Origin of the sequence: Streptomyces sp. NPDC038707 (genome assembly GCF_040636485.1) — a bacterium.
Taxonomy (GTDB): domain Bacteria; phylum Actinomycetota; class Actinomycetes; order Streptomycetales; family Streptomycetaceae; genus Streptomyces.
Genome location: NZ_JBEZUP010000020.1, coordinates 79,819 through 104,202, shown reverse-complemented (window position 1 = coordinate 104,202; position 24,384 = coordinate 79,819). Strand labels below are relative to the sequence as shown.

At 74.0% G+C, this 24,384-nt stretch carries 21 protein-coding genes; 14 read left to right on the top strand and 7 right to left on the bottom strand.

Annotated elements, in window-relative coordinates:
- The first annotated feature begins 68 nt into the window (after positions 1–68).
- From AB0E62_RS25555 to cobI, 7 genes are read left to right on the top strand one after another with little or no spacing between them, the layout of a single operon-like run.
- The gene (locus AB0E62_RS25555) at positions 69–1,013 is read left to right on the top strand and encodes a cobalamin biosynthesis protein (protein ID WP_362198176.1); all 945 of its coding nucleotides are present in this window, start codon (positions 69–71) and stop codon (positions 1,011–1,013) included.
- Positions 1,010–2,518 (top strand): cobyric acid synthase, encoded by a 1,509-nt coding sequence (locus AB0E62_RS25550; RefSeq protein WP_362198173.1) that lies wholly within the window; start codon positions 1,010–1,012, stop codon positions 2,516–2,518. Before AB0E62_RS25555 ends, AB0E62_RS25550 begins: the two co-directional genes overlap by 4 nt.
- On the top strand, positions 2,515–6,165 hold the full coding sequence (gene cobN, locus AB0E62_RS25545; RefSeq protein WP_362198170.1) for a cobaltochelatase subunit CobN: 3,651 nt from the start codon (positions 2,515–2,517) through the stop codon (positions 6,163–6,165). The genes AB0E62_RS25550 and cobN overlap by 4 nt, the downstream gene beginning before the upstream one ends.
- A complete protein-coding gene (locus AB0E62_RS25540; RefSeq protein ID WP_362198167.1) occupies positions 6,162–8,153 on the top strand; it encodes a putative cobaltochelatase in 1,992 nt (663 codons plus the stop codon). Before cobN ends, AB0E62_RS25540 begins: the two co-directional genes overlap by 4 nt.
- Entirely contained in the window at positions 8,153–8,752 is a 600-nt protein-coding gene (gene cobO / locus AB0E62_RS25535; RefSeq protein WP_362198164.1) for a cob(I)yrinic acid a,c-diamide adenosyltransferase, read from the top strand. The genes AB0E62_RS25540 and cobO overlap by 1 nt, the downstream gene beginning before the upstream one ends.
- Complete coding sequence (locus AB0E62_RS25530; RefSeq protein WP_362198161.1) at positions 8,749–10,098, top strand: cobyrinate a,c-diamide synthase; 1,350 nt, start codon at positions 8,749–8,751, stop codon at positions 10,096–10,098. Before cobO ends, AB0E62_RS25530 begins: the two co-directional genes overlap by 4 nt.
- Entirely contained in the window at positions 10,095–10,826 is a 732-nt protein-coding gene (cobI, locus tag AB0E62_RS25525) for a precorrin-2 C(20)-methyltransferase (protein ID WP_362198159.1), read from the top strand. The genes AB0E62_RS25530 and cobI overlap by 4 nt, the downstream gene beginning before the upstream one ends.
- Before the next feature lie 11 nt (positions 10,827–10,837).
- On the opposite strand, the gene AB0E62_RS25520 is transcribed toward cobI, so the two are convergent.
- Complete coding sequence (locus AB0E62_RS25520) at positions 10,838–11,656, bottom strand: ZIP family metal transporter (RefSeq protein WP_362198156.1); 819 nt, start codon at positions 11,654–11,656, stop codon at positions 10,838–10,840.
- A gap of 82 nt (positions 11,657–11,738) precedes the next feature.
- On the opposite strand from AB0E62_RS25520, the gene cobM reads away from it, so the two are divergent.
- Genes cobM through cobC form a run of 6 tightly spaced genes read left to right on the top strand, consistent with a single transcriptional unit; the run spans position 11,739 to position 18,044 of the window.
- Positions 11,739–12,557 (top strand): precorrin-4 C(11)-methyltransferase, encoded by an 819-nt coding sequence (cobM, locus tag AB0E62_RS25515; RefSeq protein ID WP_362198153.1) that lies wholly within the window; start codon positions 11,739–11,741, stop codon positions 12,555–12,557.
- Positions 12,554–13,789: a precorrin-6y C5,15-methyltransferase (decarboxylating) subunit CbiE gene (gene cbiE / locus AB0E62_RS25510; protein ID WP_362198150.1), complete on the top strand. Its 1,236-nt coding sequence runs from the start codon at positions 12,554–12,556 to the stop codon at positions 13,787–13,789. The genes cobM and cbiE overlap by 4 nt, the downstream gene beginning before the upstream one ends.
- On the top strand, positions 13,786–15,465 hold the full coding sequence (cobJ, locus tag AB0E62_RS25505; protein ID WP_362198147.1) for a precorrin-3B C(17)-methyltransferase: 1,680 nt from the start codon (positions 13,786–13,788) through the stop codon (positions 15,463–15,465). The genes cbiE and cobJ overlap by 4 nt, the downstream gene beginning before the upstream one ends.
- Entirely contained in the window at positions 15,462–16,052 is a 591-nt protein-coding gene (locus AB0E62_RS25500) for a precorrin-8X methylmutase (RefSeq protein ID WP_362198145.1), read from the top strand. The genes cobJ and AB0E62_RS25500 overlap by 4 nt, the downstream gene beginning before the upstream one ends.
- Complete coding sequence (locus AB0E62_RS25495; RefSeq protein WP_362198142.1) at positions 16,049–16,963, top strand: sirohydrochlorin chelatase; 915 nt, start codon at positions 16,049–16,051, stop codon at positions 16,961–16,963. Before AB0E62_RS25500 ends, AB0E62_RS25495 begins: the two co-directional genes overlap by 4 nt.
- Entirely contained in the window at positions 16,953–18,044 is a 1,092-nt protein-coding gene (gene cobC / locus AB0E62_RS25490) for an Rv2231c family pyridoxal phosphate-dependent protein CobC (RefSeq protein WP_362198139.1), read from the top strand. The genes AB0E62_RS25495 and cobC overlap by 11 nt, the downstream gene beginning before the upstream one ends.
- Positions 18,045–18,054: 10 nt before the next feature.
- Here cobC and AB0E62_RS25485 read toward each other — a convergent pair whose 3' ends face one another.
- A complete protein-coding gene (locus AB0E62_RS25485) occupies positions 18,055–18,885 on the bottom strand; it encodes a helix-turn-helix transcriptional regulator (protein WP_362198136.1) in 831 nt (276 codons plus the stop codon).
- A gap of 112 nt (positions 18,886–18,997) precedes the next feature.
- On the opposite strand from AB0E62_RS25485, the gene AB0E62_RS25480 reads away from it, so the two are divergent.
- Complete coding sequence (locus AB0E62_RS25480; protein WP_362198133.1) at positions 18,998–19,594, top strand: NAD(P)H-dependent oxidoreductase; 597 nt, start codon at positions 18,998–19,000, stop codon at positions 19,592–19,594.
- Positions 19,595–19,625: 31 nt separating this feature from the next.
- Here the strand turns inward: AB0E62_RS25480 and AB0E62_RS25475 are convergent, their stop codons facing one another.
- The 5 genes from AB0E62_RS25475 to AB0E62_RS25455 all read right to left on the bottom strand — a co-directional run bounded on the left by AB0E62_RS25475 (position 19,626) and on the right by AB0E62_RS25455 (position 24,247).
- On the bottom strand, positions 19,626–20,534 hold the full coding sequence (locus tag AB0E62_RS25475; RefSeq protein ID WP_362198130.1) for an SCO1860 family LAETG-anchored protein: 909 nt from the start codon (positions 20,532–20,534) through the stop codon (positions 19,626–19,628).
- A 133-nt stretch (positions 20,535–20,667) separates the two neighbouring features.
- On the bottom strand, positions 20,668–21,759 hold the full coding sequence (locus AB0E62_RS25470; RefSeq protein WP_362198127.1) for an amidohydrolase family protein: 1,092 nt from the start codon (positions 21,757–21,759) through the stop codon (positions 20,668–20,670).
- A gap of 18 nt (positions 21,760–21,777) precedes the next feature.
- On the bottom strand, positions 21,778–22,572 hold the full coding sequence (locus AB0E62_RS25465; RefSeq protein ID WP_362198124.1) for an amino acid ABC transporter ATP-binding protein: 795 nt from the start codon (positions 22,570–22,572) through the stop codon (positions 21,778–21,780).
- Positions 22,569–23,402, bottom strand: a complete 834-nt coding sequence (locus tag AB0E62_RS25460) for an amino acid ABC transporter permease (protein ID WP_362198121.1) — start codon at positions 23,400–23,402, stop codon at positions 22,569–22,571. Before AB0E62_RS25460 ends, AB0E62_RS25465 begins: the two co-directional genes overlap by 4 nt.
- Positions 23,399–24,247: a basic amino acid ABC transporter substrate-binding protein gene (locus AB0E62_RS25455; RefSeq protein WP_362198118.1), complete on the bottom strand. Its 849-nt coding sequence runs from the start codon at positions 24,245–24,247 to the stop codon at positions 23,399–23,401. The genes AB0E62_RS25460 and AB0E62_RS25455 overlap by 4 nt, the downstream gene beginning before the upstream one ends.
- Positions 24,248–24,384 lie beyond the last annotated feature (137 nt).

Genomic DNA, 24,384 nt, shown 5'->3' with positions numbered 1-24,384 from the left:
AATCGCCATGCTCGGCTGCCGAAGGACCCGTACCAGGAACGCCCCTGTGCCCACGGCCGGCTGAGCCGATGGGTGCCGACCGCACATACGCGTACGGCGCCGCCGCCGGCGTCCTCGGCGATCTGCTCCTCGGCGATCCCCGCCGCGGACACCCGGTCGCCGCGTTCGGCCGCGCGGCCACGGCCGTGGAAGGCGCGTTGTGGCACGACCACCGCGGCTGGGGCGCCGTGCACACCGCCGTATGCGCCGGTGGCTCCGTCGCACTCGGGGCGCTGGCCGCACGCGCCGTACGCCCCTCCCGTACCGCCTCCGTCGCGCTGACCGCCGCCGCCACCTGGGCCGTCATCGGCGGCACCTCGCTCGCCCGCGAGGCCGACGCGATCGGGCGCGCCCTGGCGGCGGGGGACGTCGAGGCCGCCCGCGCCCGGCTGCCCCACCTGTGCGGCCGGGACCCGCAGGCGCTGGACGCGGACGGGATGGCCCGGGCCGTGGTCGAGTCGGTCGCCGAGAACACCTCCGACGCCGTGGTCGGCGCCCTGGTGTGGGGAGCCGTGGCCGGGGTGCCGGGGCTGCTCGGGTTCCGCGCCGTCAACACCCTGGACGCCATGGTGGGCCACAAGTCGCCCCGCCACCGCCGCTACGGCTGGGCCTCCGCCCGCCTCGACGACGTCGCCGGCTGGCCGGGCGCCCGGCTCACCGCCGTCCTCGCCACCGTCGCCGGACCCGACCCGCGCGGCGCCCTGCGCGCCTGGAGGGCCGACGCCCGCAAGCACCCGAGCCCCAACGCCGGCCCCGTGGAGGCCGCGTTCGCGGGCGCCCTCGGCGTCCGGCTGGGCGGGACGCTCTCCTACGGCGGCCGGGTCGAACACCGGCCCGTACTCAACGGCGGCACCGGACGCCCGGTCCGGATCACCGACATCGACCGGGCCGTACGGCTCTCCCGCCGCGTCGGCCTGCTCGCCCTCGGCACCACGCTCGCCGCGCGCGCACTCCTGAAAGGACGTGGGAAGTGAACGGTGGCCTCCTCGTGGCCGGCACCACCTCGGACGCCGGCAAGAGCGTCGTGACGGCCGGGATCTGCCGGTGGCTGGTCCGCCAGGGCGTGAAGGCGGCGCCGTTCAAGGCGCAGAACATGTCCCTGAACTCGTTCGTGACCCGGGAGGGCGCGGAGATCGGCCGGGCCCAGGCGATGCAGGCCCAGGCCTGCCGGATCGAGCCGACCGCGCTGATGAACCCGGTGCTGCTCAAGCCCGGCGGCGAGCAGAGCAGCCAGGTCGTGCTGCTCGGCAAGCCGGTGGGCGAGCTGAGCGCGCGCGGCTACCACGGCGGGCGCCAGCAGCGGCTGCTGGGTACGGTGCTCGACTGCCTGGCCGAACTGCGGGGCACGTACGACGCGGTGATCTGCGAGGGGGCGGGCAGCCCGGCCGAGATCAACCTGCGGCGGACCGACATCGTCAACATGGGCATCGCGCGGGGCGCGCGGCTGCCCGTGCTGGTGGTCGGCGACATCGACCGCGGAGGCGTCTTCGCGTCCTTCTTCGGCACGGTCGCCCTGCTCTCGCCCGAGGACCAGGAACTCGTCGCCGGATTCCTCGTGAACAAGTTCCGCGGTGACGTCAGCCTGCTCGAACCCGGCCTGGACATGCTCCACGGCCTCACCGGGCGGCGCGCCTACGGCGTGCTGCCCTTCCGGCACGGGCTCGGCATCGACGAGGAGGACGGACTGCGCGTCTCCCTGCGCGGCACCGTACGGGAGTCCGCCGTCACTCCCCCGGTCGGCGAGGACGTGCTCCGGGTCGCCGTGTGCGCGATCCCTCTCATGTCCAACTTCACCGACGTGGACGCGCTGGCCGCCGAACCCGGCGTCGTCGTGCGGTTCGTGGACCGCCCGGAGGAACTGGCCGACGCCGACCTCGTGGTGATCCCGGGCACCCGCGGCACCGTACGGGCACTGGAGTGGCTGCGGGAGCGCGGACTGGCGGACGCACTCGTCCGCCGGGCCGCCGAACACCGCCCCGTCCTCGGCATCTGCGGCGGCTTCCAGCTCCTCGGCGAGCACATCGAGGACGAGGTCGAGAGCCGGCGCGGCCACGTCGACGGGCTCGGCATCCTGCCCGTGCGCGTGCGCTTCGCCCGCGAGAAGACCCTCACCCGGCCCACCGGACAGGCCCTCGGCGAACGGGTCGACGGCTACGAGATCCACCACGGCGTGGCCACGGTCGAGGGCGGCGACCCCTTCCTGGACGGCTGCCGCGTCGGCCAGACCTGGGGCACCCACTGGCACGGCTCCCTGGAGTCGGACGGCTTCCGGCGGGCCTTCCTGCGCGAGGTGGCCGCCGCCGCGGGCCGCCGCTTCGTGCCCGCGCCGAACACCTCCTTCGCCGCGCTGCGCGAGGAACAGCTCGACCGGCTCGGCGACCTGATCGAACAGCACGCGGACACGGACGCGCTGTGGCGGCTCATCGAGTCCGGCGCGCCGCAAGGACTGCCCTTCATCCCACCGGGAGCGCCCGCATGAGCACAGTGTTGTTGTTGTCGACCGCCGACACGGATCTGCTGGCGGCCCGGGCCTCCGGCGCCGGCTACCGCATCGGCAACCCCACCCGGGTCGACGTCGCCGAGGAGCTGCCCGCCCTGATCGAGGGCGCGGACCTCGCCGTCGTACGGCTGCTCGGCGGCAAACGGGCCTGGGAGGACGGGCTGGCCGCGCTGAAGGCGTCCGGCATCCCGACCGTGCTGCTGGGCGGCGAGGCCGTACCGGACGCCGAGCTGATGGCCGAGTCCTCGGTGCCCGCCGGTGTGGTCGCGGAGGCGCTGAAGTACCTGGTCGAGGGCGGCCCCGCGAACCTGCTGGAGCTGTCCCGGTTCCTGTCGGACACCGTGCTGCTGACCGGTGAGGGCTTCGAGGAGCCGCGCCGCATGCCCGAGTTCGGCGTGCACGGCGCCTACGAGGTCCGAGGCGACCGCCCGACCGTGGGCGTGCTGTTCTACCGGGCGCACGAACTGAGCGGCAACACCGCCTTCGTGGACACCTTGTGCCAGGCGATCGAGGCGGCCGGCGCCGACGCCCTGCCCGTGTACTGCGGTTCGCTGCGCGGCGCCGACCCCTCGCTGTACGAGCTGCTGGGCCGGGCCGACGCCCTCGTGGCCACCGTCCTCGCGGCCGGCGGCACCCACGCCTCCCAGGCCTCCGCCGGCGGCGACGAGGAAGCCTGGGACATCGGCGCGCTCGCCGACCTGGACGTCCCCGTCCTGCAAGGACTGTGCCTCACCTCCTCGCGCGCCGCGTGGGAGGAGTCCGACGCCGCCCTGTCCCCCATGGACGCGGCGATGCAGGTCGCCATCCCCGAGTTCGACGGCCGGCTGATCACCGTCCCGTTCTCCTTCAAGGAGCAGGGCCCCGACGAGGTCCCGGTGTACGTCGCCGACCCCGAGCGGGCCGCCCGGGTCGCCGGGATCGCCGTCCGGCACGCCCGGCTGAAGCACAAGCCGAACGCCGACAAGAAGGTCGCGCTCGTCTTCACCGCCTACCCGACCAAGCACTCCCGGGTCGGCAACGCGGTGGGCCTGGACACCCCCGCGTCGGCCGTCCGGGTCCTCGACGCGCTCCGGGACGCCGGCTACTCGCTGACCGAATACCCGGACGGCGGCGACGAGTTGATCCACCGGCTCATCGAGGCCGGCGGCCACGACGTGGAGTGGCTGACCGAGGAGCAGCTGGCCGCCGCGCCCGCGCGGGTGCCGCTCGCCGACTACCGAGCCTGGTTCGACAAGCTCGACCCCGGGCTGCGGGACGCCATGACCGAGGCGTGGGGCGAGCCGCCGGGCAGTCTCTACGTGGACGGCGACGACATCGTGCTGGCCTGTCTCCAGTACGGCAACGTCGTCGTCATGATCCAGCCGCCGCGCGGCTTCGGCGAGAACCCGATCGCGATCTACCACGACCCCGACATGCCGCCCTCCCACCACTACATGGCGGCCTACCGCTGGCTGGAGAACAGCTTCGGCGCCGACGCGATCGTGCACATGGGCAAGCACGGCACCATGGAGTGGCTGCCGGGCAAGGGCCTCGGGCTCTCGCGCGGCTGCGCCCCGGACGCCGTGCTCGGCGAACTCCCGCTGATCTACCCGTTCATCGTCAACGACCCCGGCGAGGGCACCCAGGCCAAGCGGCGCGGGCACGCCACCGTGGTCGACCACCTGGTGCCGCCGATGGCCCGCGCCGACACCTACGGTGACCTGGCCAAGCTGGAGCAGCTGCTGGACGAGTACGCGCTCGTCTCCGACCTGGACCCGGCGAAGGCCCCGGCCGTGCGCGCGCAGATCTGGACGCTGGTCAAGGCGGCCGAGCTGCACCACGACCTGCACGTGGACGAGCAGCCGGACGACGACGCGTTCGACGAGTTCGTCATGCACATCGACGGCTACCTGTGCGAGATCAAGGACGTGCAGATCCGCGACGGCCTGCACATCCTGGGCGGCGGCCCGGTCGGCGAGGCGCGCGTCAACCTCGTCCTCGCGGTGCTGCGCGCCTCCCAGGTGTGGGGCGGGCAGGCCAACGCCCTGCCCGGCCTGCGGGCCTCGCTCGCGGCCCACTTCGGGCTGGTGGAGAAGGAGTTGCTGGCCGAGCCGGGCGCCCCGGTGAAGGTGCCGGTGGAGCTGACGGACCTGGTGGAGGGCCCGGCCCGGTCGGCCGCCGACGCCATCGACCTGCTGGAGCAGCTGTGCCGGCGGATCGCCGAGGGCATGGAGGCCCGGGCGTGGGACCGTGCGGTGGTCCCGGCCGTCCTGCGGGGCGTGCTCGGTGCCGAACTGCCCGAGGCGGTCGCGGTGCTGGAGTTCGCGTGCGACGAGGTCGTGCCGCGGCTGGCACGCACCACCGACGAGATCGGGCACATCCTCCGGGCCCTGAACGGCGGTTACGTCCCGGCCGGACCGTCCGGATCGCCGACGCGCGGCCTGGTGAACGTCCTGCCGACGGGCCGCAACTTCTACTCCGTCGACCCCAAGGCCATCCCCTCCCGGCTGAGCTGGGAGGTCGGGCAGTCGCTCGCGGACTCGCTGGTGCAGCGGTACCTGAGCGACACCGGGGAGTACCCGAAGTCCGTGGGCCTCACGGTGTGGGGCACCTCCGCGATGCGCACCCAGGGCGACGACATCGCCGAGATCCTGGCCCTGCTGGGCTGCCGCCCGGTGTGGGACGAGGCCTCCCGCCGGGTGACCGGCTTCGAGGTGATCCCCCTCGCCGAACTGGGGCGGCCCCGCATCGACGTCACGGTCCGCATCTCCGGGTTCTTCCGGGACGCGTTCCCGCACGTGGTCGGGCTGATCGACGACGCGGTCCGGACGGTGGCGGAGCTGGACGAGCCGGCCGAGTCCAACTACGTGCGGGCGCACGTGGAGGAGGACACGGCCGACCACGGCGACCGCCGGCGCGCCACGGCCCGTATCTTCGGCTCCAAGCCGGGCGCCTACGGCGCGGGCCTGCTGCCGCTGATCGACGCCCGCAACTGGCGCTCCGACGCCGACCTCGCCGAGGTGTACGCGGTGTGGGGCGGCTACGCCTACGGGCGGGGGCTCGACGGGCGGGCGGCGCGCGGGGACATGGAGACGGCGTTCAAGCGGATCGCGGTGGCGGCGAAGAACGTCGACACGCGTGAGCATGACCTGGTCGACGCCGACGACTACTTCCAGTACCACGGCGGCATGGTCGCCATGGTCCGGCACCTGACGGGCGCCAACCCCGAGGCGTACGTGGGCGATTCGGCGACGCCGGACCAGGTGAAGACGCGGACGCTGGGCGAGGAGACGCACCGGGTGTTCCGTGCGCGGGTGGTCAATCCCCGGTGGATGGCGGCCATGCGCCGGCACGGGTACAAGGGCGCCTTCGAGATGGCGGCGACCGTGGACTACCTGTTCGGGTACGACGCCACGGCGGGCGTGGTGGACGACTGGATGTACGAGAAGCTGAGCGCGGAGTACGTCTTCGACCCGGAGAACCGGGAGTTCATGAAGCGCTCGAACCCGTGGGCCTTGAGAGGCATCACCGAACGCTTGCTGGAGGCGGCGGACCGGGGGCTGTGGGCGGAGCCGGACGCGGACACGCTGGAGCGGCTGCGTGCCACGTACCTGGAGCTGGAAGGCGACTTGGAGGGCGACCAGTGACAACCCCGTTCCCTTTCACGGCCGTTGTCGGCCAGGACGATCTGCGGCTCGCGCTGCTGCTGAACGCCGTGTCACCGGCGGTCGGGGGCGTCTTGGTGCGCGGGGAGAAAGGCACCGCGAAGTCGACGGCCGTACGAGCGCTGTCGGCGCTGTTGCCTGCGGTCGCCGTGGTCCCCGGGTGCCGGTTCTCCTGTGACCCGGCCTCCCCGGACCCTGAGTGCCCGGACGGGCCGCACGAGGCCGGTGGCGGGACCGAGCGGCCCGCGCGGATGGTCGAGCTGCCCGTCGGTGCCTCCGAGGACCGGCTGGTCGGTGCCCTGGACATCGAGCGGGCGCTCGCGGAGGGCGTGAAGGCCTTCGAGCCGGGGCTGCTGGCCGACGCGCACCGGGGCATCCTCTACGTCGACGAGGTGAACCTGCTCCACGACCACCTGGTCGACCTGCTGCTGGACGCGGCGGCGATGGGTGCCTCGTACGTGGAGCGCGAGGGTGTGTCCGTGCGGCATGCCGCGAAGTTCCTGCTCGTCGGCACCATGAACCCGGAAGAGGGCGAGCTGCGGCCGCAGCTGCTGGACCGGTTCGGGCTCACCGTGGAGGTCGCCGCCTCGCGGGAGCCGGACCAGCGGGTGGAGGTCGTACGGCGGCGCCTCGCCTACGACGACGACCCCGCCGCCTTCGCCGCCCGGTGGGCGCAGGAAGAGGCCGCCGTACGGCAGCGGATCGTCGCCGCGCGGGAGTTGCTGCCGCAGGTGCGGCTCGGCGACGGGGCGCTGCGGCAGATCGCGGCGACTTGCGCCGCCTTCGAGGTGGACGGCATGCGCGCCGACATCGTGATGGCGCGGACCGCGACCGCGCTGGCCGCGTGGGCCGGGCGGACGGACGTACTCGCCGAGGATGTGCGGCAGGCAGCGCTGCTCGCGCTGCCGCACCGGCGGCGGCGGAACCCCTTCGACGCGCCGGGCCTGGACGAGGACAAGCTGGACGAGACGCTGGAGCAGTACTCCGGGGACGACGGCGACGACGAGCCGGACCCCGACGGCCCCGGGGGCGGCGGTGGGCAGCCGGCGCCGGACAGCGGTCCGCAGGGTGACGGCGGCGAGGCCGCGCGGCCGGAGGCCGGTGAGGGTGGGCAGCCGCAGGCGTCCGGCGCGGGCGAGCAGTCGGCCGTACGGGCCACCGAACCCTTCCGCACCAAGGTGCTGAGCGTCCCCGGTATCGGGGAGGGTGCCGCCGGGCGGCGCTCGCGGGCGCGGACCGAGCACGGGCGCACCACCGGGGCGCGCCGGCCGCAGGGGACGCTGACCAAGCTGCATCTGGCGGCCACCGTGCAGGCCGCCGCGCCGTATCAGCGGGCGCGGGGGCGGTCCGGACCGGGGCTGGTGATCCGCCGGGACGATCTGCGGCAGGCGAGCCGGGAGGGGCGTGAGGGCAACCTCGTTCTCTTCGTGGTCGACGCCTCCGGGTCGATGGCCGCGCGGCAGCGGATGAGTGCCGTGAAGGGTGCCGTGGTGTCGTTGCTGCTGGACGCCTACCAGCGGCGGGACAAGGTGGGGCTGGTGACGTTCCGGGGGTCGGCGGCCGAGGTCGCGCTGCCGCCGACGTCCTCCGTGGACGCCGCCGCCGCGCGGCTGGAGTCGCTGCCGACCGGTGGCCGTACGCCGCTGGCGGCCGGGCTGCTCAAGGCGCACGAGGTGCTGCGCGTGGAGCGGCTGCGGGACCCGGCGCGGCGAGCGCTGGTGGTCGTGGTGACGGACGGGCGGGCCACGGGCGGTCCGGAGCCTGTGCTGCTCGCGTCCAGGGCCGCCGGGCTGTTCGCGGCCGAGGGTGTCGCCTCGGTGGTCGTGGACTGTGAGTCGGGGCCGGTGCGGCTCGGGCTCGCCGGGCGGCTCGCCGCCGATCTCGGCGGTACCGCGGTGACGCTGGACGAGCTGCGGGCGGACTCGATCGCCGGGCTGGTGAAGGGTATTCAGGGCAGGAGGGCCGCGTAGTGCCGCAGGGACAGCCGAGCGTCGTACCGGACGACGGTCTGACGACGCGTCAGCGGCGGAACCGTCCGCTGGTCGTCGTGCACACGGGCGTCGGGAAGGGCAAGTCCACCGCCGCGTTCGGGCTCGCGCTGCGCGCCTGGAACCAGGGGTGGCCCATCGGGGTGTTCCAGTTCGTCAAGTCGGCGAAGTGGAAGGTCGGCGAGGAGAACGCGTTGCGCGTGCTCGGTGCCTCCGGTGAGGGCGGCACGGTGGCCTGGCACAAGATGGGTGAGGGCTGGTCGTGGGTCCAGCGCGATGCCCAGATGGACAACGAGGAGAAGGCCCGGGAGGGCTGGGAGCAGGTCAAGCGGGACCTGGCCGCCGAGACGTACCGGCTGTACGTGTTGGACGAGTTCGCGTACCCGATGCACTGGGGGTGGGTGGACACCGCCGAGGTGATCGAGGTGCTGCGCGGCCGGCCCGGTACCCAGCACGTGGTGATCACCGGGCGGAACGCGCCCCGGGAGCTGGTGGACTTCGCCGATCTCGTGACCGACATGTCCAAGGTCAAGCACCCCATGGACGTGGGGCAGAAGGGCCAGAAGGGCATCGAGTGGTGACATCGTCGGTGCCTCGGCTGGTCGTCGCCGCGCCCTCGTCGGGCAGCGGGAAGACCACCGTGGCCACGGGGCTGATGGCCGCGTTCGCCGCGCGGGGGCTCGCCGTGTCCCCGCACAAGGTCGGGCCGGACTACATCGACCCGGGGTACCACGCCCTGGCGACCGGGCGTACGGGGCGCAACCTGGACGCGTACCTGTGCGGGCCGGAGCTGGTCGCTCCGCTGTTCCTGCACGGGGCGCGGGGGTGCGACCTGGCCGTGGTCGAGGGCGTGATGGGGCTGTACGACGGGGCGGCCGGGCAGGGCGAGCTGGCGTCCACCGCGCACGTGGCCAAGCTGCTGCGGGCCCCGGTGGTGCTGGTGGTCGACGCGTCCTCGCAGTCGCGGTCGGTGGCGGCGCTGGTGCACGGGTTCGCCTCGTGGGATCCGGAGGTGCGGGTCGGGGGCGTGATCCTGAACAAGGTCGGGTCAGACCGGCACGAGGAGTTGCTCAGGGAGGCGCTGGACTCGGCCGGGGTGCCCGTCCTGGGTGTGCTGCGGCGCGTTCCCCGGGTGGACACTCCGTCCCGGCACCTGGGGCTGGTGCCGGTCGCCGAGCGGCGGGGCGACGCGGTGGACGCGGTCGCGGCGATGGCGGCGCAGGTCGAGCGGGGATGCGATCTCGATGCTCTGTCGCGGCTGGCGAGCAGTGCGGGACCGCTGCCGGACGTGCCCTGGGAAGCGCCCGTCAGTGCGCCGGAGAAGCGTGCGGTGGTCGCCGTGGCCGGCGGTCCCGCCTTCACCTTCTCCTATGCCGAGCACGCCGAACTGCTCGCCGCGGCCGGAGCCGAGGTCGTCACGTTCGATCCGCTCCGGGACGAGCGGCTCCCGGAAGGCACCGCCGGGCTGGTCGTCGGCGGTGGTTTCCCCGAGGTGTACGCCGCCGAGCTGTCCGCCAACGAACCGCTGCGCGAGGCGGTTGCCGAACTGGCCCTCTCCGGGGCTCCCGTGGCCGCCGAGTGCGCCGGACTGCTCTATCTGTGCCGGGAGTTGGACGGGAAGCCGATGTGCGGTGTGCTGGACGCCACCGCGCGGATGAGTGAGCGGCTGACGCTCGGCTACCGGGACGCCGTGGCCGTCGGCGACAGCGTGCTGGCGGTGGCCGGGACGCGGCTGCGGGGGCACGAGTTCCACCGCACGGTCGTGGAGCCGGGCGCCGGTGCCGCTCCCGCCTGGGGGATCACGGCCCCGGTCCGGCGGGTCGAAGGTTTCGTGCAGCGGGGTGTGCACGCGAGTTATCTGCACACGCACTGGGCGTCCGAGCCCGGTGTCGCCCGTCGGTTCGTGGAGAGGTGCCGGACGTCATGAGCAGCAGGCTGGTCGGAGTCGGAGTCGGTCCCGGTGACCCGGAGCTGGTGACCGTCAAGGGGGTCAACGCGCTGCGGGAGGCGGATGTCGTCGTCGTGCCCGTCATGGACACCGGGGAGCGGGGGCGGGCCGAGGCGACCGTGGCGCACTATGTGCCCGCGGAGAAGATCGTCCGGGTGGTGTTCGCGCTGAACGAGCGGACGGACCGGGCGCGCCGGGAGGCTGCCTGGGACGCGGCCGGGCGGCGGGTGGCCGCGCTGCTGGAGGCGCACGCGTGCGTCGCGTTCGCCACCATCGGTGACCCGAACGTGTACTCGACGTTCACCTATCTGGCGCAGACCCTGATGGAGCTGGTGCCGGGTGTGGTCGTGGAGACGGTGCCGGGGATCACCGCGATGCAGGATCTGGCGGCGCGGTCGGGGGCGGTGCTGACGGAGGGCACGGAGCCGTTGACCCTGGTGCCGGTGACGGCCGGGGCGGCCGTGCTGAAGGAGGCGCTGGCCGGGCCGGGCACGGTGGTGGCGTACAAGTTCGGGCGGCAGGCGGGCGAGGTCGCCGAGGCGCTGAAGGAGACCGGGCGGCTCGCGGACGCCGTGTGGGGTTCGGCGCTGGGGCTGCCGGAGGAGTCGGTGCGGCCGGCCGCCGAGCTGGACGGGTCGCCGTTGCCGTACCTGTCGACGCTGATCGCGCCCCCGCGGCGGGACGGCGGCCGGGGCGGGAAGCTGTGAGACCGTCCGGGTCATCCGGTGACGCCCACCACCAGCCAGATGAACGCGGCGCCCGCGACCGTGCACAGCAGGGTGGAGCGGGCGGGGTGTTCGTGGTGGGCCTCGGGGAGGATCTCGGCCGCGGCGAGGTAGAGCAGGACCCCGCCGAACAGGCCGAGATAGCCGCCGAGGACGTCCTCCGGAATGGTGAGGAACGCGGACGCGGCGGCTCCGGCGACGGGTGCGACGGCGTCCGCGAAGAGCATGGCGAGGGCCTTGCGGCGGGCGTTGCCGTACAGCCGGGTGAGGGTGAAGGTGTTGAAGCCGTCCGCGAAGTCGTGGGCGATGACGGCGAGCGCGACGGCGGTGCCCATGCCGCCGCCCACCTGGAAGGACGCGCCGATCGCCACGCCGTCCATGAGGCTGTGCCCCACCATCGCCGCCGCCGCGGTCAGGCCCACCTCGGGGCTGTGCCGGCGGTGTCCGGTCCCCTCGTGTCCGGTCCCCTCGTGTCCGGTCCCCTCGTGTCCGGCCTCGTCGTGTCCGGCCGGCCCGTGTCGCCCGGCCCCGTTCTCGACCGCCCCGTGCGCGGCGCGGCGGGCCGCCAGCAGGCGTTCCCCCAGATGGGCGAGGAGGAAGCCGGCCACGAACAGCAGCAGCGCGGCCGGGACGCCGTGGATCTCGTGGTCCGCCGCCCGCAGGGCCTCGGGCAGCAGGTCCAGGCCGACCACGCCGAGCATCAGCCCGCCGGCCAGGCCCAGCACCAGATGGCGGCGGTCGGTCACGCGCTGTGCCGTCCAGCCGCCGGCCAGCGTCATCAGGAACGCGCCGAGCGCGACGAAGACCGCCATACGCCCTTGCTATCGGATCCACCCGTGTTCCCGCACGTCCGACGGCATTCACCGCAGTACTCGTAGGAGAGGACCTATTCCCATGGCCGATGCCACCACCGGCAAGGTGACCTTCGTCGGTGCCGGCCCCGGCGCCGCCGATCTGCTGACGTTCCGGGCCGCGCGGGCCATCGCCGAGGCCGATGTCGTGATCTGGGCCGCGAGCCTGGTCCAGGCGGAGGTCCTCGACCACGCGCGGGAGGGTGCGGAGATCCTGGACTCGGCGGCCATGTCGCTGGAGGACGTCGTCGCGGTGTACCGACGTGCGTTCGAGGAGGGGCTGAGGGTGGCCCGGATCCACTCCGGCGACCCGGCGCTGTGGGGCGGCACGCAGGAGCAGCTGGACCGCTGCCGGGAGATCGGCATCGCGACCGAGGTCGTCCCGGGCGTGTCCGCGTTCTCGGCGGTGGCCGCGCTCGCGCAGCGGGAGCTGACGATCCCGGAGGTCGCGCAGTCCGTGGTGCTGACCCGGCTGGGCGGCGGCAAGACGCCGATGCCGCCCGGCGAGGAGGTGCGCGAGTTCGCCCGGCACGGCACCACCATGGCGGTCTTCCTGTCGGCGGCGCGCAGCGGGCAGCTGGTGCGGGAGCTGCTGGAGGGCGGCTATCCGACGTCCACCCCGGTCGTGGTGGCGTACCAGGCGACCTGGCCGGAGGAGCTGATCGTGCGGTGCACGATCGAAACGCTGGAGGAGACGGTCAAGGAGCACAAGCTCTGGAAGCACACGCTGTTCCTGGTCGGTCCGGCGCTGGACGCGCACGGCACCCGCTCGCACCTGTACCACCCGGGGCACTTCCACGGCTACCGCAAGGCGGACCCCGAGGCCCGGCGGGCCCTGCGGGAGCAGAGGGCGAAGAGTTGATCACGGTCGTCGGTACGGGGACCGGAGCGCCGGTTCCCCCGGACGTGCTCGCCGGGGCCGCGCTGGTGGTCGGCGGGCGGCGGCACCTGGACGCCGCAGCGCTGCCCGGGGGTGCGGAGCGGGTGGTGCTCGGGCCGCTGGCGCCCGCGCTGGACACCGTCGCGGAGTACGTCGGCAAGGAGCTGCCGGTCGTGGTGCTGGCCTCCGGGGACCCGGGGTTCTTCGGGATCGTGCGGGCGCTGGCCGAGCGGTTCGGTGCCGGGCTGCTGGACGTGCGGCCGGGGGTGTCGTCGGTGGCGACGGCGTTCGCCCGGATCGGGCTGCCCTGGGACGACGCGGTCGTGGTGAGCGCGCACGGCCGGGAGCTGCGGACGGCGGTGAACGTGTGCCGGGCGCGGCCGAAGGTGGCGGTGCTGACCGGGCCGGGGGCCGGGCCGGCCGAGCTGGGCGCGGCGCTGCCCGGGGACCGGGTGCTGGTCGTGGCGAGCTCCCTCGGCGACCCGGAGCGCGAGCGCGTGGAGCGGGTGACGGCGGCCGAGGCGGCGGTCCGGGACTGGGGCACGGCGGTGAGCGTGGTGCTGTGCCTGGACGAGGCGCGGGCGCTCGGCGCGGCCCGGACGGTCGCGGGGGTGCCCGGCGCGCCGGACCGGTGGGCGCTGGCGGAGGACGCGTTCGCGCACCGGGACTCGATGATCACCAAGTTCGAGGTGCGGGCGCTGGCGCTGGCCCGGCTGGGGCCGCGCCTGGGTGACCTGGTGTGGGACGTGGGTGCCGGATCGGGGTCGGTCGCCGTGGAGTGCGCGCGGCTCGGCGCGGCGGTCGTCGCCGTGGAGAAGGCGGCCGACGGGGCCGGGCGGATCCGGGCCAACGCGCGCGCCCACGGCGTGGCGGTGGACGTGGTGCACGGTGCGGCGCCCGGGGCGCTGGCGGGGCTGGCGGACGATCCGGACGCGGTGTTCGTCGGCGGCGGGGGCCGGGAGCTGCCGGAGGTGGTGGCCGCGTGTGCGCGGCGGGCGCGGCGGACGGTCGTCGTGGCGATGGCCGCGCTGGACCGGGTGCCGGCGGCGCGCGCGGCGCTGACGGAGGCCGGGTTCGCCTGCGACGGGGTGCTGCTCCAGTCCTCGCGGCTCGCGCCGCTGCCGGGGGATGTGACCCGGCTGGCGGCCACCAATCCGGTGTTTTTGCTGTGGGGCGTGAGAACCCCGGTGTCTAGTGAAGGAGTTGACCAGTGATCGGCCTGATTTCCGCCACCGCGGCGGGGGCGGCGGCGCGGGACCGGCTGGCCGCGGCCTGGCCGGACCGCACCCGGGTGTACGAGGGTCCCGTCAAGGAGGCGGTGCGAGCCGCGTTCGCCGAGTGCGAGCAGCTGGTGTGCTTCCTGGCGACGGGCGCGGTGGTACGGCTGCTGGCGCCGCTGCTGGCCGGCAAGGCGGCCGACCCGGGCGTGGTGTGCGTGGACGAGGGCGGCCGGTTCGCGGTGTCGCTGCTCGGCGGGCACGGCGGCGGCGCCAACGAACTGGCCCGCGAGGTCGGTGCGTTGCTGGGCGCGGAGCCGGTGGTGACGACCGCGACCGATGCCGCCGGGCTGCCGGGCCTGGACACGCTGGGGCTGCCGTACGAGGGTGCGGTGGCGGCGGTGTCCCGGGCGCTGCTGGACGGGGAGCCGGTCGCGCTGGCGGCGGAGGTGGCGTGGCCGCTGCCGCCGCTGCCCCTCGCGGCCGAGGGGGCGTACACGATCCGGGTCACCGACCGGGACGCCGTGCCGGGCGAGCGGGAGGTGCTGCTGCGGCCGCCGTCGCTGGTGGTCGGGGTCGGGGCGTCGAAGGGGGCGCCGGCCGAGGAGGTCGTCGGCCTGGTGGAGGGGGCGCTGCGGGAGGCGGGGCTCTCGGTCCGGTCGGTCGCCGAGCTGGCCACCGTGGACGCCAAGGCCGGGGAGCCGGGCATCGTGGCCGCCGCCGAGCGGTTCGGGGTGCCCCTGGTGACGTACTCCGCCGGGGACCTGGCGGAGGTGGAGGTCCCGAATCCGTCCGCCGCTCCGCTCGCCGCGGTCGGCACACCGTCGGTCGCCGAGGCCGCCGCCCTGCTGCGCGGCGGTGAACTCCTGGTGCCGAAGCGGAAGTCGGCGATGGCGACCTGCGCGGTGGTCCGGCGTCCGGCGCGCGGGCGGCTCGCGGTGGTAGGGCTCGGGCCGGGCGCCCGGGACCTGCTCACCCCGCGTGCGGCGGCGGAGCTGCGGCGGGCCTCGGTGCTGGTGGGGCTGGACCAGTACGTGGACCAGATCCGGGATCTGCTGCGGCCCGGTACCCGGGTGCTGGAGTCGGGGCTCGGCGCGGAGGAGGAGCGGGCCCGTACGGCGGTCGCCCAGGCCCGTGCGGGGCACGCGGTGGCGCTGATCGGCAGCGGGGACGCGGGCGTGTACGCCATGGCGTCCCCGACGCTCGCGGAGGCGTCGGACGACATCGACGTGGTCGGGGTGCCCGGGGTGACGGCCGCGCTGGCCGCGGGGGCGGTCCTGGGCGCGCCGCTGGGCCACGACCATGTGTCCATCAGCCTGTCCGACCTGCACACGCCGTGGGAGGTCATCGAGCGCCGGGTGCGGGCGGCGGCCGAGGCGGATCTCGTCGTCACCTTCTACAACCCGCGTTCCCGGGGCCGCGACTGGCAGTTGCCCAAGGCGCTGGCGATCCTCGCGGCGCACCGGGAGCCGGCGACGCCGGTCGGTGTCGTGCGCAACGCGTCCCGGCCGGACGAGTCGAGCCGGGTGACCACGCTGGCCGCGCTGGATCCGGCGACCGTCGACATGATGACCGTGGTCACCGTAGGCAACACGGCCACCCGGACCGTCGCGGGCCGCATGGTGACCCCGCGCGGCTACCGCTGGCAGGCGTCGCAGGAGGAGCCGAAGTGAACCGCGTCGTCCACCCGATCGAGCAGGAGTCCTACCGGCGGCTGCGTGCCCGCCTGGACACCTCGCACTTCCCGCCGCTGACCCGGGCGGTGGTGGAGCGGGTCGTCCACTCCGCCGCCGATCTCGAGTACGCGACCGATCTCGTCATGGACGAGGGCGAGCTGATGACGGCGCACGCCGCGCTGCACGCCGGTGCGCCGGTGGTCGTGGACGTCGAGATGGTGGCCGCCGGGATCACCCGGCGCGAGACCGTCTGCCGGCTCAGGGACGCCGTGGCCGGGCCGGGCCTGACCCGGTCGGCGCACGCGATCCGGCTGGCGTACGAGCAGGTCGGTCCCGGGGCCCTCTGGGTGATCGGCAACGCGCCGACCGCGCTGGAGGAGCTGCTGACCCTGGACGCCGAGCCGGCCCTCGTCATCGGGCTGCCCGTCGGCTTCGTCGGCGCGGTCGAGTCCAAGGCCGCACTGCGGGAGAGCGGACTGCCCGCCGTGAGCAACGTGTCCGAGAAGGGCGGGTCGGCGGTCGCGTCCGCCGCGCTCAACGCCCTGCTGTACCACCCCGTTCCAGACTCCGAGGAGACCTCGTGACCACCCCGCCCGCCCTGCTCATCGCCGGACACGGCACCCGTGACGACGCCGGTGCCGAGGCGTTCCGCGACTTCGTCCGGGAACTGGGGCGCCGCCACCCTGAACTGCCCGTCGCGGGCGGCTTCATCGAACTGTCCCCGCCGCCGCTCGGCGACGCCGTCACCGAGCTGGTCGAGCAGGGGGTGCGCCGGTTCGCCGCGGTGCCGCTGATGCTCGTGTCCGCCGGGCACGCCAAGGGCGACATCCCGGCCGCGCTGGCCCGCGAGAAGGAGCGGCACCCGGGCATCTCGTACACGTACGGCCGCCCGCTGGGCCCGCACCCGGCGCTGCTGAGCGTGCTGGAGCGGCGGCTGGAGGAGGTGCTGGACGGCGCGGACCGCGCGGACGTGACCGTGCTGCTGGTCGGGCGCGGTTCGACCGATCCCGACGCCAACGCGGAGGTGTTCAAGGCGGCGCGGCTGCTGTGGGAGGGCCGCGGGTACGCCGGGGTGGAGACGGCGTTCGTGTCGCTGGCGGCACCGGACGTGCCGAGCGGCCTGGACCGGTGCGCGGCGCTGGGCGCGCGGCGGATCGTCGTCCTGCCGTACTTCCTGTTCACCGGGATCCTGCCGGACCGGGTGCGGCAGCAGACCGGGGAGTGGGCCGCGGCGCACCCGGAGCTGGACGTGCGGTCGGCCGATGTCATCGGGCCCGAGCCGGAGCTGCTGGACCTGGTGATGGAGCGGTACGAGGAGGCCGTCAAGGGCGATCTGCGGATGAACTGCGACTCGTGCGTGTACCGGATCGCGCTGCCGGGGTTCGAGGACAAGGTGGGGCTGCCGCAGCAGCCGCACTTCCACCCGGACGACGACGGTCACCACCACGGGCACGGGCACCACCACGGGGGTCACTCGCACAGCCATGCGCACTGAGCCGAAGGGCGCCCCGGGGCCCGATCTGCGTCACCACGGGGACGCCGAAGTCCGGGACGGCGGTGCCGGGTTGGTGGACCTCGCCGTGAACGTCCGGGCGGACACTCCCCCGTCGTGGCTGCGGGAGGAGATCGCCGCCTCGCTGTCCTCCCTCGCGGCCTACCCGGACGGGCGGGCCGCGCGGGCGGCGGTGGCGGAGCGGCACGGGCTGCCGGTGGAGCGGGTGCTGCTGACGGCGGGGGCCGCGGAGGCGTTCGTGCTGCTGGCCCGGGCCCTGGAGGTGCGCCGGCCGGTGGTCGTGCATCCGCAGTTCACGGAGCCGGAGGCGGCGCTGCGGGACGCGGGGCACAGCGTGGACCGGGTGCTGCTGCGGGAGCGGGACGGGTTCCGGCTGGATCCGTCGGCCGTCCCGGAGGACGCCGACCTGGTGGTGATCGGCAACCCCACCAACCCGACGTCGGTCCTGCATCCGGCGCGGACGGTCGCCGAACTCGCCCGCCTCGGCCGGACGCTGGTGGTGGACGAGGCGTTCATGGACGCGGTACCGGGCGAGCGGGAGGCCCTGGCGGGCCGCACCGACATTCCCGGACTCGTCGTCCTGCGCAGCCTGACCAAGACCTGGGGCCTGGCCGGGCTGCGCATCGGCTACGTCCTCGCCTCCCCGGAGACCATCACCCGGCTGGAACGGGCCCAGCCCCTGTGGCCGGTGTCCACGCCGGCGCTGGCGGCGGCGCGGGCGTGCGTGACCCCGAGGGCGCTGGCGGAGGCGGGCCACGCGGCGCACCGCATCGCGGCGGACCGGGCGCACCTGGTGGCCGGGCTGCGTTCCCTCGCCTCCCGCGGTGTCCGGGTGACGGAGCCCGCTCAGGGGCCGTTCGTGCTGGTGCGGATGGAAGGGGCGGCCGGGGTACGGCGACGGCTGCGTGACCTCGGCCATGCGGTGCGGCGCGGGGACACGTTCCCCGGGCTCGGGGAGGACTGGGTGCGGATCGCCGTGCGGGACCGGGCGACGGTGAACGGGTTCCTGGAGGCGCTGTCGGCGGCACTGGCCGGTGGCGGCCGGGGGGGCTCGTCGGGCTGAGGCGAGCCGGTCACGAGATCGCCCTCAGCCGCGGGCGTTCCCCGGGCCGCTCCAGGTTCCGTGCCGTCTCGTCGTCGGCCGGCAGGAACACCACGAGCTGCTGGGCGTCCTCCGTGAGGTCCAGCGTCTCGCGGGTGAGCCGGAGTGCGGGTCCGGTGGGGTGGTTCAGCCGGAGCGTGCCCCGCCGGGGCACCACGTGCCGGTTCAGGCGGCGGGTGAACTCGGGGCCCGCCACGGGGGCCAGTTCGGCGGTCAGCCATTCCGCGTTCTCGGCGGACGGGCCGCGCCACAGGTCGAAGGTCTGCTCGTCGGCGACGGCGTCCCAGTCGGCGAAGAAGCTGCGGGCGCGCGGGTCGGTGAAGACGTACCGGGTGAGGTTCGGGGCGTCGCCGTCCAGCAGCCCGGTGCCGCCGGTCAGTGTCTCGAAACCGCTGGTGCGGGCGAGGATGTCGCCCAGCCGGTTCGTCACCACCGCGATGCCCGGCTCCAGCAGCCGCAGGGTCTGGCGGACCGAGGGACGGACGTCCCGGCGGGCCGGGGCCGGGCGGGTGCGGGCGGTGCACGCGCCGCCGGTGATCTTCGCGAGGTACCGCAGGTGGTCGCGTTCGGCCCGGTCGAGGCCGAGCGCGTCGGCGAGGGCGTTGACGACCGCCACCGACGGATTGCGGTCCCGGCCCTGTTCGATCCGGGTCAGGTACTCCACGCTGATCCCGGCCCGTGCGGCCAGGTCCACCCGGCGCAGGCCCGGCGACCGGCGCCGGCCCCGCTCCGGCAGCCCCAGCGTCTCCGGCTGGACGCTGTCGCGCCTGGCCCGGACGAAGTCCCCCAGTGGTGTCCCCATGCGGGGAGGATAGAGCGGCGTGCGCCGCGGGTGGAGGGCTCAGCGTGGCCCTGCGGGGGCCAGCCTGAGCCCGGCCTGGTCACCGGGTGCGGGGCGGCCCAGGGTGGTGGCCATGGAGAACACGACGCACCAGTTGCTGATCATCGTCGGAAGCGTCCGGGAGGGCCGGTTCGGGCCGGTCGTGGGCTCGTGGGTGGCCGGACAGGCCCGCGCCCACGGCGGGTTCGAGGTGGACGTCGTCGACCTGGCCGGCATCGACCTCCCGCTGGCGCTGCCCGCCGCCTCGCCGAAGCACGCCGGGGCCGACTACCCCCGGCCGGCCGGAATGGCCGCGCTCACCTCGGCCCTGGACGACGCCGACGCGATCGTCATCGTCACCCCGGAGTACAACCACAGCTACCCCGCTTCCCTCAAAGCGGCCATCGACTGGCACTTCACCCAGTGGACGGCGAAGCCGGTGGCCTTCGTCAGCTACGGCGGCGCGGCCGGCGGCCGGCACGCCGTGCTGCACCTGGAGAACGTGCTGACCGAACTCCACGCGGTGACCGTCCGCGACGGGCTGTCGTTTCCGGACTGCTTCACCGCCTGGCAGGACGGCCGCCCCCTCGACCCCGGGGCGCCCGGCTACGCCAAGACCCTGCTGGACCAGCTGTTCTGGTGGGCGAACACCCTCCGGGCGGGCCGGGAGGCCGCCCCCTACCCGGGGTGACCGGCTGCGGGACGGGGAGCGGCCGGAGCCCTCAGCGCCTCCTGCGCCGGGCCAGGGTCAGCGCTCCCCCGCCCGCCAGCAGCAGGGCGAGGGCGCCGCCCGCGAGGTACGGGGTGGCCGGGTTGCCGCCGGTCTCGGCGAGGTTGGCCTCCGAGGGGGCGCCCTGGGGGCGGGGGCCGGCGGCCGGGTCGTGGCTGGGGACCGGCTTGGCGGTGGGCGGGGCCACCGGGGACTCGCAGGTGGCCTCGGCCAGGGTGAGCGTGCCCTCGACCTCGGCGACGCCCAGCTTCAACGGGTTGACGGAGACCTTGAGTTCGAGGGCGGTCGCGGCGGCCGTGCGGGTCGTCGTGGTGTGCCGGGACAGGTCGAGCCGGACCTCGCCGACGCCGGGCGCCTTCACCTCGACGGGTGCGCCGGCGGTCAGGGTGACGCGCCGGCCGAGGACGGTGACGGTGCCGAGGACGTTCGCGGCGGCGGTGGGCGCCTCGCCGACCGCGCAGGTGGCCTTCGCGGTGATCGCGTCGGCCTCGATCAGGGACAGCAGGGGCAGCCCGGGGAGGTGGAGCCGGGCGTGGGCGACGCGGACCGAGCCCTCGGCCTGCCGGGCGGTGGCCGTGGCCTTCGACTCGGCGACGTCCGCGCCGAGCACGGTGAACGGTTTGCCGCCGTCGACGCCGTCGAGCCGGGCGGACAGCGCCGTGCGGTCCGCGCTCCGCGGTGCCTGGACCTCGTTGAGGGAGACCGCGAGCGGGACGTTCACGGTCTTGTTCAGCAGGGACACGTCGAGCGCGGTGCGCAGCACGACGGCGGAGGCGCGGCCGGGGCCGGTGGTCGCGTGCGCGGTGCCCGCGCCCAGCACCACGGGCAGCGCGGTGAGGACGGCGGCCGTCGCGAGGGCGGCCGGACGGCGTGCGGGCATGCGGAAGTTGTTGCTGTTCAAGGCGGTGGGACCCCCAGAGGAAACGTGCTTGGGACCCGTCAACCTTGTCCCCGGTGTGGGTGAACGGTCAGCGAAGCGGGACTACTTCACCCGAACGTGAATACCCCGCACGGTGATTCGATTCGAGGCCGGGTCACTCGATGACGCGCCCGTTCAGCACCACCCGGCGCGGGACCGCCAGCACCCGTACGTCGGCCCGGGGATCGGCCTCGTAGACCACCAGGTCGGCGGGGGCGCCCTCGTCCAGTCCGGGGCGGCCGAGCCAGGCACGGGCGCCCCAGGCCGTCGCCGACAGGGCCTCGACGGGCGGGATCCCCGCGGCGACCAGCTCGGCGACCTCCTCGGCGACCAGGCCGTGGGCCAGCGAGCCGCCGGCGTCCGTGCCGACGTAGACCGGGATGCCCGCGTCGTAGGCGCCGCGCACGGTGTCGTAGCGCCGCTCGTGCAGCCGGCGCATATGGGCGGACCAGCGGGGGAACTTCTTCTCGCCGCCCTCCGCGAGCCTGGGGAAGGTGGCGATGTTGACGAGGGTGGGCACGATGGCGACGCCCCGCTCGGCGAACAGCGGGATCAGGTCCTCGCTGAGCCCGGTCGCGTGCTCGACGCAGTCGATGCCCGCCTCGACCAGATCGCGCAGCGAGCTCTCCGCGAAGCAGTGCGCGGTGACGCGGGCGCCGAGCCGGTGGGCCTCGGCGATGGCCGCCTCCACCGCCTCGCGGGGCCAGCAGGGCGCGAGGTCGCCGAGGTCGCGGTCGATCCAGTCGCCGACCAGCTTGACCCAGCCGTCGCCGCGCCGGGCCTCCCGGGCGACGTGGGCGACGAGGTCGTCCGGTTCGATCTCCCAGGCGTAGTTGCGGATGTAGCGGCGGGTGCGGGCGATGTGCCGGCCCGCCCGGATGATCTTCGGCAGGTCGGCGCGGTCGTCGATCCAGCGGGTGTCGGAGGGCGAGCCGGCGTCCCGGATCAGCAGGGTGCCCGCGTCCCGGTCGGTGAGCGCCTGCTTCTCGGCGGTCTCGGCGTCGACCGGGCCGTGCGCGTCCAGGCCCACATGGCAGTGCGCGTCGACCAGGCCGGGCAGGGCCCAGCCGGTGACGGTCCTGACGTCCCGGGCCCCGGCGGGGCGGTCGTAGGAGACGCGCCCCCCGACCACCCACAGCTCGTCCCGGACGTCGTCCGGACCGGCCAGGACCCGCCCCTTCACGTGCAGCACGGCGCCATCGCTCATGCACCGCACCCTAACGGCCTACGGCTCGGACTTCCCCGCCTGGTCCGGGGTGCCCTCCTCCACCTCTGCCATCGCCGGGTCGAGCAGCCGGGACAGGAAGTGCCGGGTGCGTTCGTGGCTCGGGGCGCCGATGACCCGCTCGGGGCTGCCGTCCTCGACGATCACTCCGCCGTCCATGAAGACGACCCGGTCGGCGACCTCGCGGGCGAAGGTCATCTCGTGGGTGACGACCATCATCGTCATGCCCTCCCGGGCGAGCATGCGCATGACGGCGAGGACGTCGCCGACCAGCTCGGGGTCGAGCGCGGAGGTCGGCTCGTCGAACAGCATCACCTCGGGGCCCATGGCGAGCGCGCGGGCGATGGCGACGCGCTGCTGCTGGCCGCCGGAGAGGGAGGCCGGGTACGCGTCCGCTTTCTCGGCGAGGCCGACCCGGGCCAGGTTCTCGGCGGCGATCCGGGCGGCGGTCGCCTTGTCCCGCCCGAGGACCCGGCGCTGGGGCAGCGTGAGGTTCTCGGTGACGCTCAGGTGCGGGAAGAGGTTGAACTGCTGGAAGACCATGCCGATGCGGCGGCGTACGGCGTCGATGTCGACGTCCGGGTCGGTCACCTCGGTGCCGCCGACGAAGACCTGGCCCTCGGTGGGCTCCTCCAGCAGGTTCACGCAGCGCAGCAGCGTGGACTTGCCGGAGCCGGAGGGGCCGATGACACAGACGACCTCGCCCTGGCCGATCTCCAGGTCGATGCCGCGCAGCACCTCGTTGTCGCCGAAGGACTTGTGCAGCCCGCGGACTTCGATCTCCGGGCGGCTCACCGGATCGCCTCCTGGGCCTTGGTCTCCATGCGGCGGACGACGAAGCTGAGCGGGACGGTGACCAGCAGGTAGCACAGGCCCGCGACGAGGATCGGCGTGGAGTTGGCGGTCGTACTGGCCAGATCCCGGCCGAACTTGGACAGTTCGCGTTCCTCCAGGGTGACGCCGAGGAACAGCACCAGCGAGGAGTCCTTGAACAGCAGGACGAGTTCGTTGGTCAGCGGCGGCAGGATGATCCGGAACGCCTGCGGGACGATGATCGAGATCATGGCCTTCGCCGGCGAGAAGCCGAGCGAACGGGCCGCCTCCAGCTGTCCCTTGGGCACGGCCTGGATGCCGGCGCGGATGGTCTCGGCCATGTAGGCGGCGGAGACCAGGCCGAGCGCGAGGGCGACCTTGCCGTACGTTCCGCCGGGGATCTCCGTGCCGGGGAAGGCCAGGGGGACGGCCACGCCGACGAAGATGAAGATCAGCAGGGCGGGCAGACCACGGAAGATCTCGATGTAGACGCCCGCCAGCCAGCGGTAGGGGCCCACGGACGACAGCCGCATCAGCGCGATGACCATGCCGAGGACCAGCCCGACCACGAAGCCGGACAGCGTGTACAGCACGGTGTTCTTCAGCGCCAGCGTGATGACGTCCGGGAACATCTGCTCGGCGATGTCCGCCTGGGCGAACTGGTTGCGCAGCCGGCCCCAGTCGGCCGTGACCGCGAAGGCGATCACGGCGGCGGCGAAGACGGCGTACTGGACGCCCCGCGACAGGGTGCGCTTCTGCCGCCGGGTCAGTCCCTTCTTCTTCGGCTGGAGGGGTGTGTCCGTGTCGGTCATGAGGCGGCGGGAGACGCGACGGAGGCGTCGTACGGGCCGATCCACTTCTCGTAGATCTTCTTGTAGGTGCCGTCGGCCTTGGCCTGCTTGAGGGCCTTGTTGATGGCGTCGCGCAGTGCCGTGTTGCCCTTCTTGACGGTGAAGCCGTACTGCTCACCGGTCTTGAGGTTGTCGACGACCTTGAACTTGTCCGCGTTGGCCTTGTCCTTCAGCCAGCCCTGGACCACCGGGTAGTCGATCACGACGGCCTTGACCTGTCCGGTGCGCAGGCCGTTGAGGACCGCGTCGGAGGACTCGAAGGAGATCGGGTCGTAGCCCTTCTCCTTGACGTAGTCCTCGCCGGTGGTCTGCGCCTGGGCGCCGAGCTTCTTGCCCTTGGCCTTGACGTCGGCGAGCGAGGTGATCCCGCTGTCCTTGGCGACGAGGACGGCCTGGGTGGCCTCGAAGTACGGGTCGGAGAAGTCGACGTTCTTCTTGCGCTCGTCGGTGATGGTCATGCCGGCGGCGGCCAGGTCGCACGACCCGGAGTTCAGGAAGGCGCCGGTCTTGAAGTTCTCGAAGGGCGTGTCGAGGATCTTCTGCTCGACGCCGAGGTCCTTGGCGACCAGGTCGATCAGGGCGACGTCGAAGCCCTGCACCTTGCCGTCGACCTCCGACTGGAACGGCGGGTACGGAAGGTGGGTGCACGTGGTCAGGTGCCCCGCCTTGGCCAGGTGGACGCCCTTGACGGTGGTCTTGCCGCTCCCCCCGCCGTCGTCCGAGGAGCAGCCGGCCACGAGCGCGAGCCCGGCCGTCACGGTGATGGCTGCCAGAGCGCGGGTCCGGCGTCCGAGGAGCGTTGTCATGGGGGGAATCTCCCGGGTGGGGAACATTGGGTTCCGATTATAAGGAAAGGTTTGAGCTCCTCAAATCAAACCCATGGTAACGGAGCCGTTGCGCCTAAGATCGAGAGAATCGACTTCCCGTATGAGACGTCCCGCAT

Excerpts from the sequence above, each read along its gene's own strand:
- AB0E62_RS25555 (WP_362198176.1), top strand. The coding sequence starts at position 69 with ATGGGTGCCGACCGCACATACGCGTACGGCGCCGCCGCCGGCGTCCTC.
- cobN (WP_362198170.1), top strand. The coding sequence starts at position 2,515 with ATGAGCACAGTGTTGTTGTTGTCGACCGCCGACACGGATCTGCTGGCG.
- cobI (WP_362198159.1), top strand. The coding sequence starts at position 10,095 with ATGAGCAGCAGGCTGGTCGGAGTCGGAGTCGGTCCCGGTGACCCGGAG.
- AB0E62_RS25520 (WP_362198156.1), bottom strand. The coding sequence starts at position 11,656 with ATGGCGGTCTTCGTCGCGCTCGGCGCGTTCCTGATGACGCTGGCCGGC.
- cobM (WP_362198153.1), top strand. The coding sequence starts at position 11,739 with ATGGCCGATGCCACCACCGGCAAGGTGACCTTCGTCGGTGCCGGCCCC.
- cobC (WP_362198139.1), top strand. The coding sequence starts at position 16,953 with ATGCGCACTGAGCCGAAGGGCGCCCCGGGGCCCGATCTGCGTCACCAC.
- AB0E62_RS25485 (WP_362198136.1), bottom strand. The coding sequence starts at position 18,885 with ATGGGGACACCACTGGGGGACTTCGTCCGGGCCAGGCGCGACAGCGTC.
- AB0E62_RS25480 (WP_362198133.1), top strand. The coding sequence starts at position 18,998 with ATGGAGAACACGACGCACCAGTTGCTGATCATCGTCGGAAGCGTCCGG.
- AB0E62_RS25470 (WP_362198127.1), bottom strand. The coding sequence starts at position 21,759 with ATGAGCGATGGCGCCGTGCTGCACGTGAAGGGGCGGGTCCTGGCCGGT.
- AB0E62_RS25460 (WP_362198121.1), bottom strand. The coding sequence starts at position 23,402 with ATGACCGACACGGACACACCCCTCCAGCCGAAGAAGAAGGGACTGACC.
- AB0E62_RS25455 (WP_362198118.1), bottom strand. The coding sequence starts at position 24,247 with ATGACAACGCTCCTCGGACGCCGGACCCGCGCTCTGGCAGCCATCACC.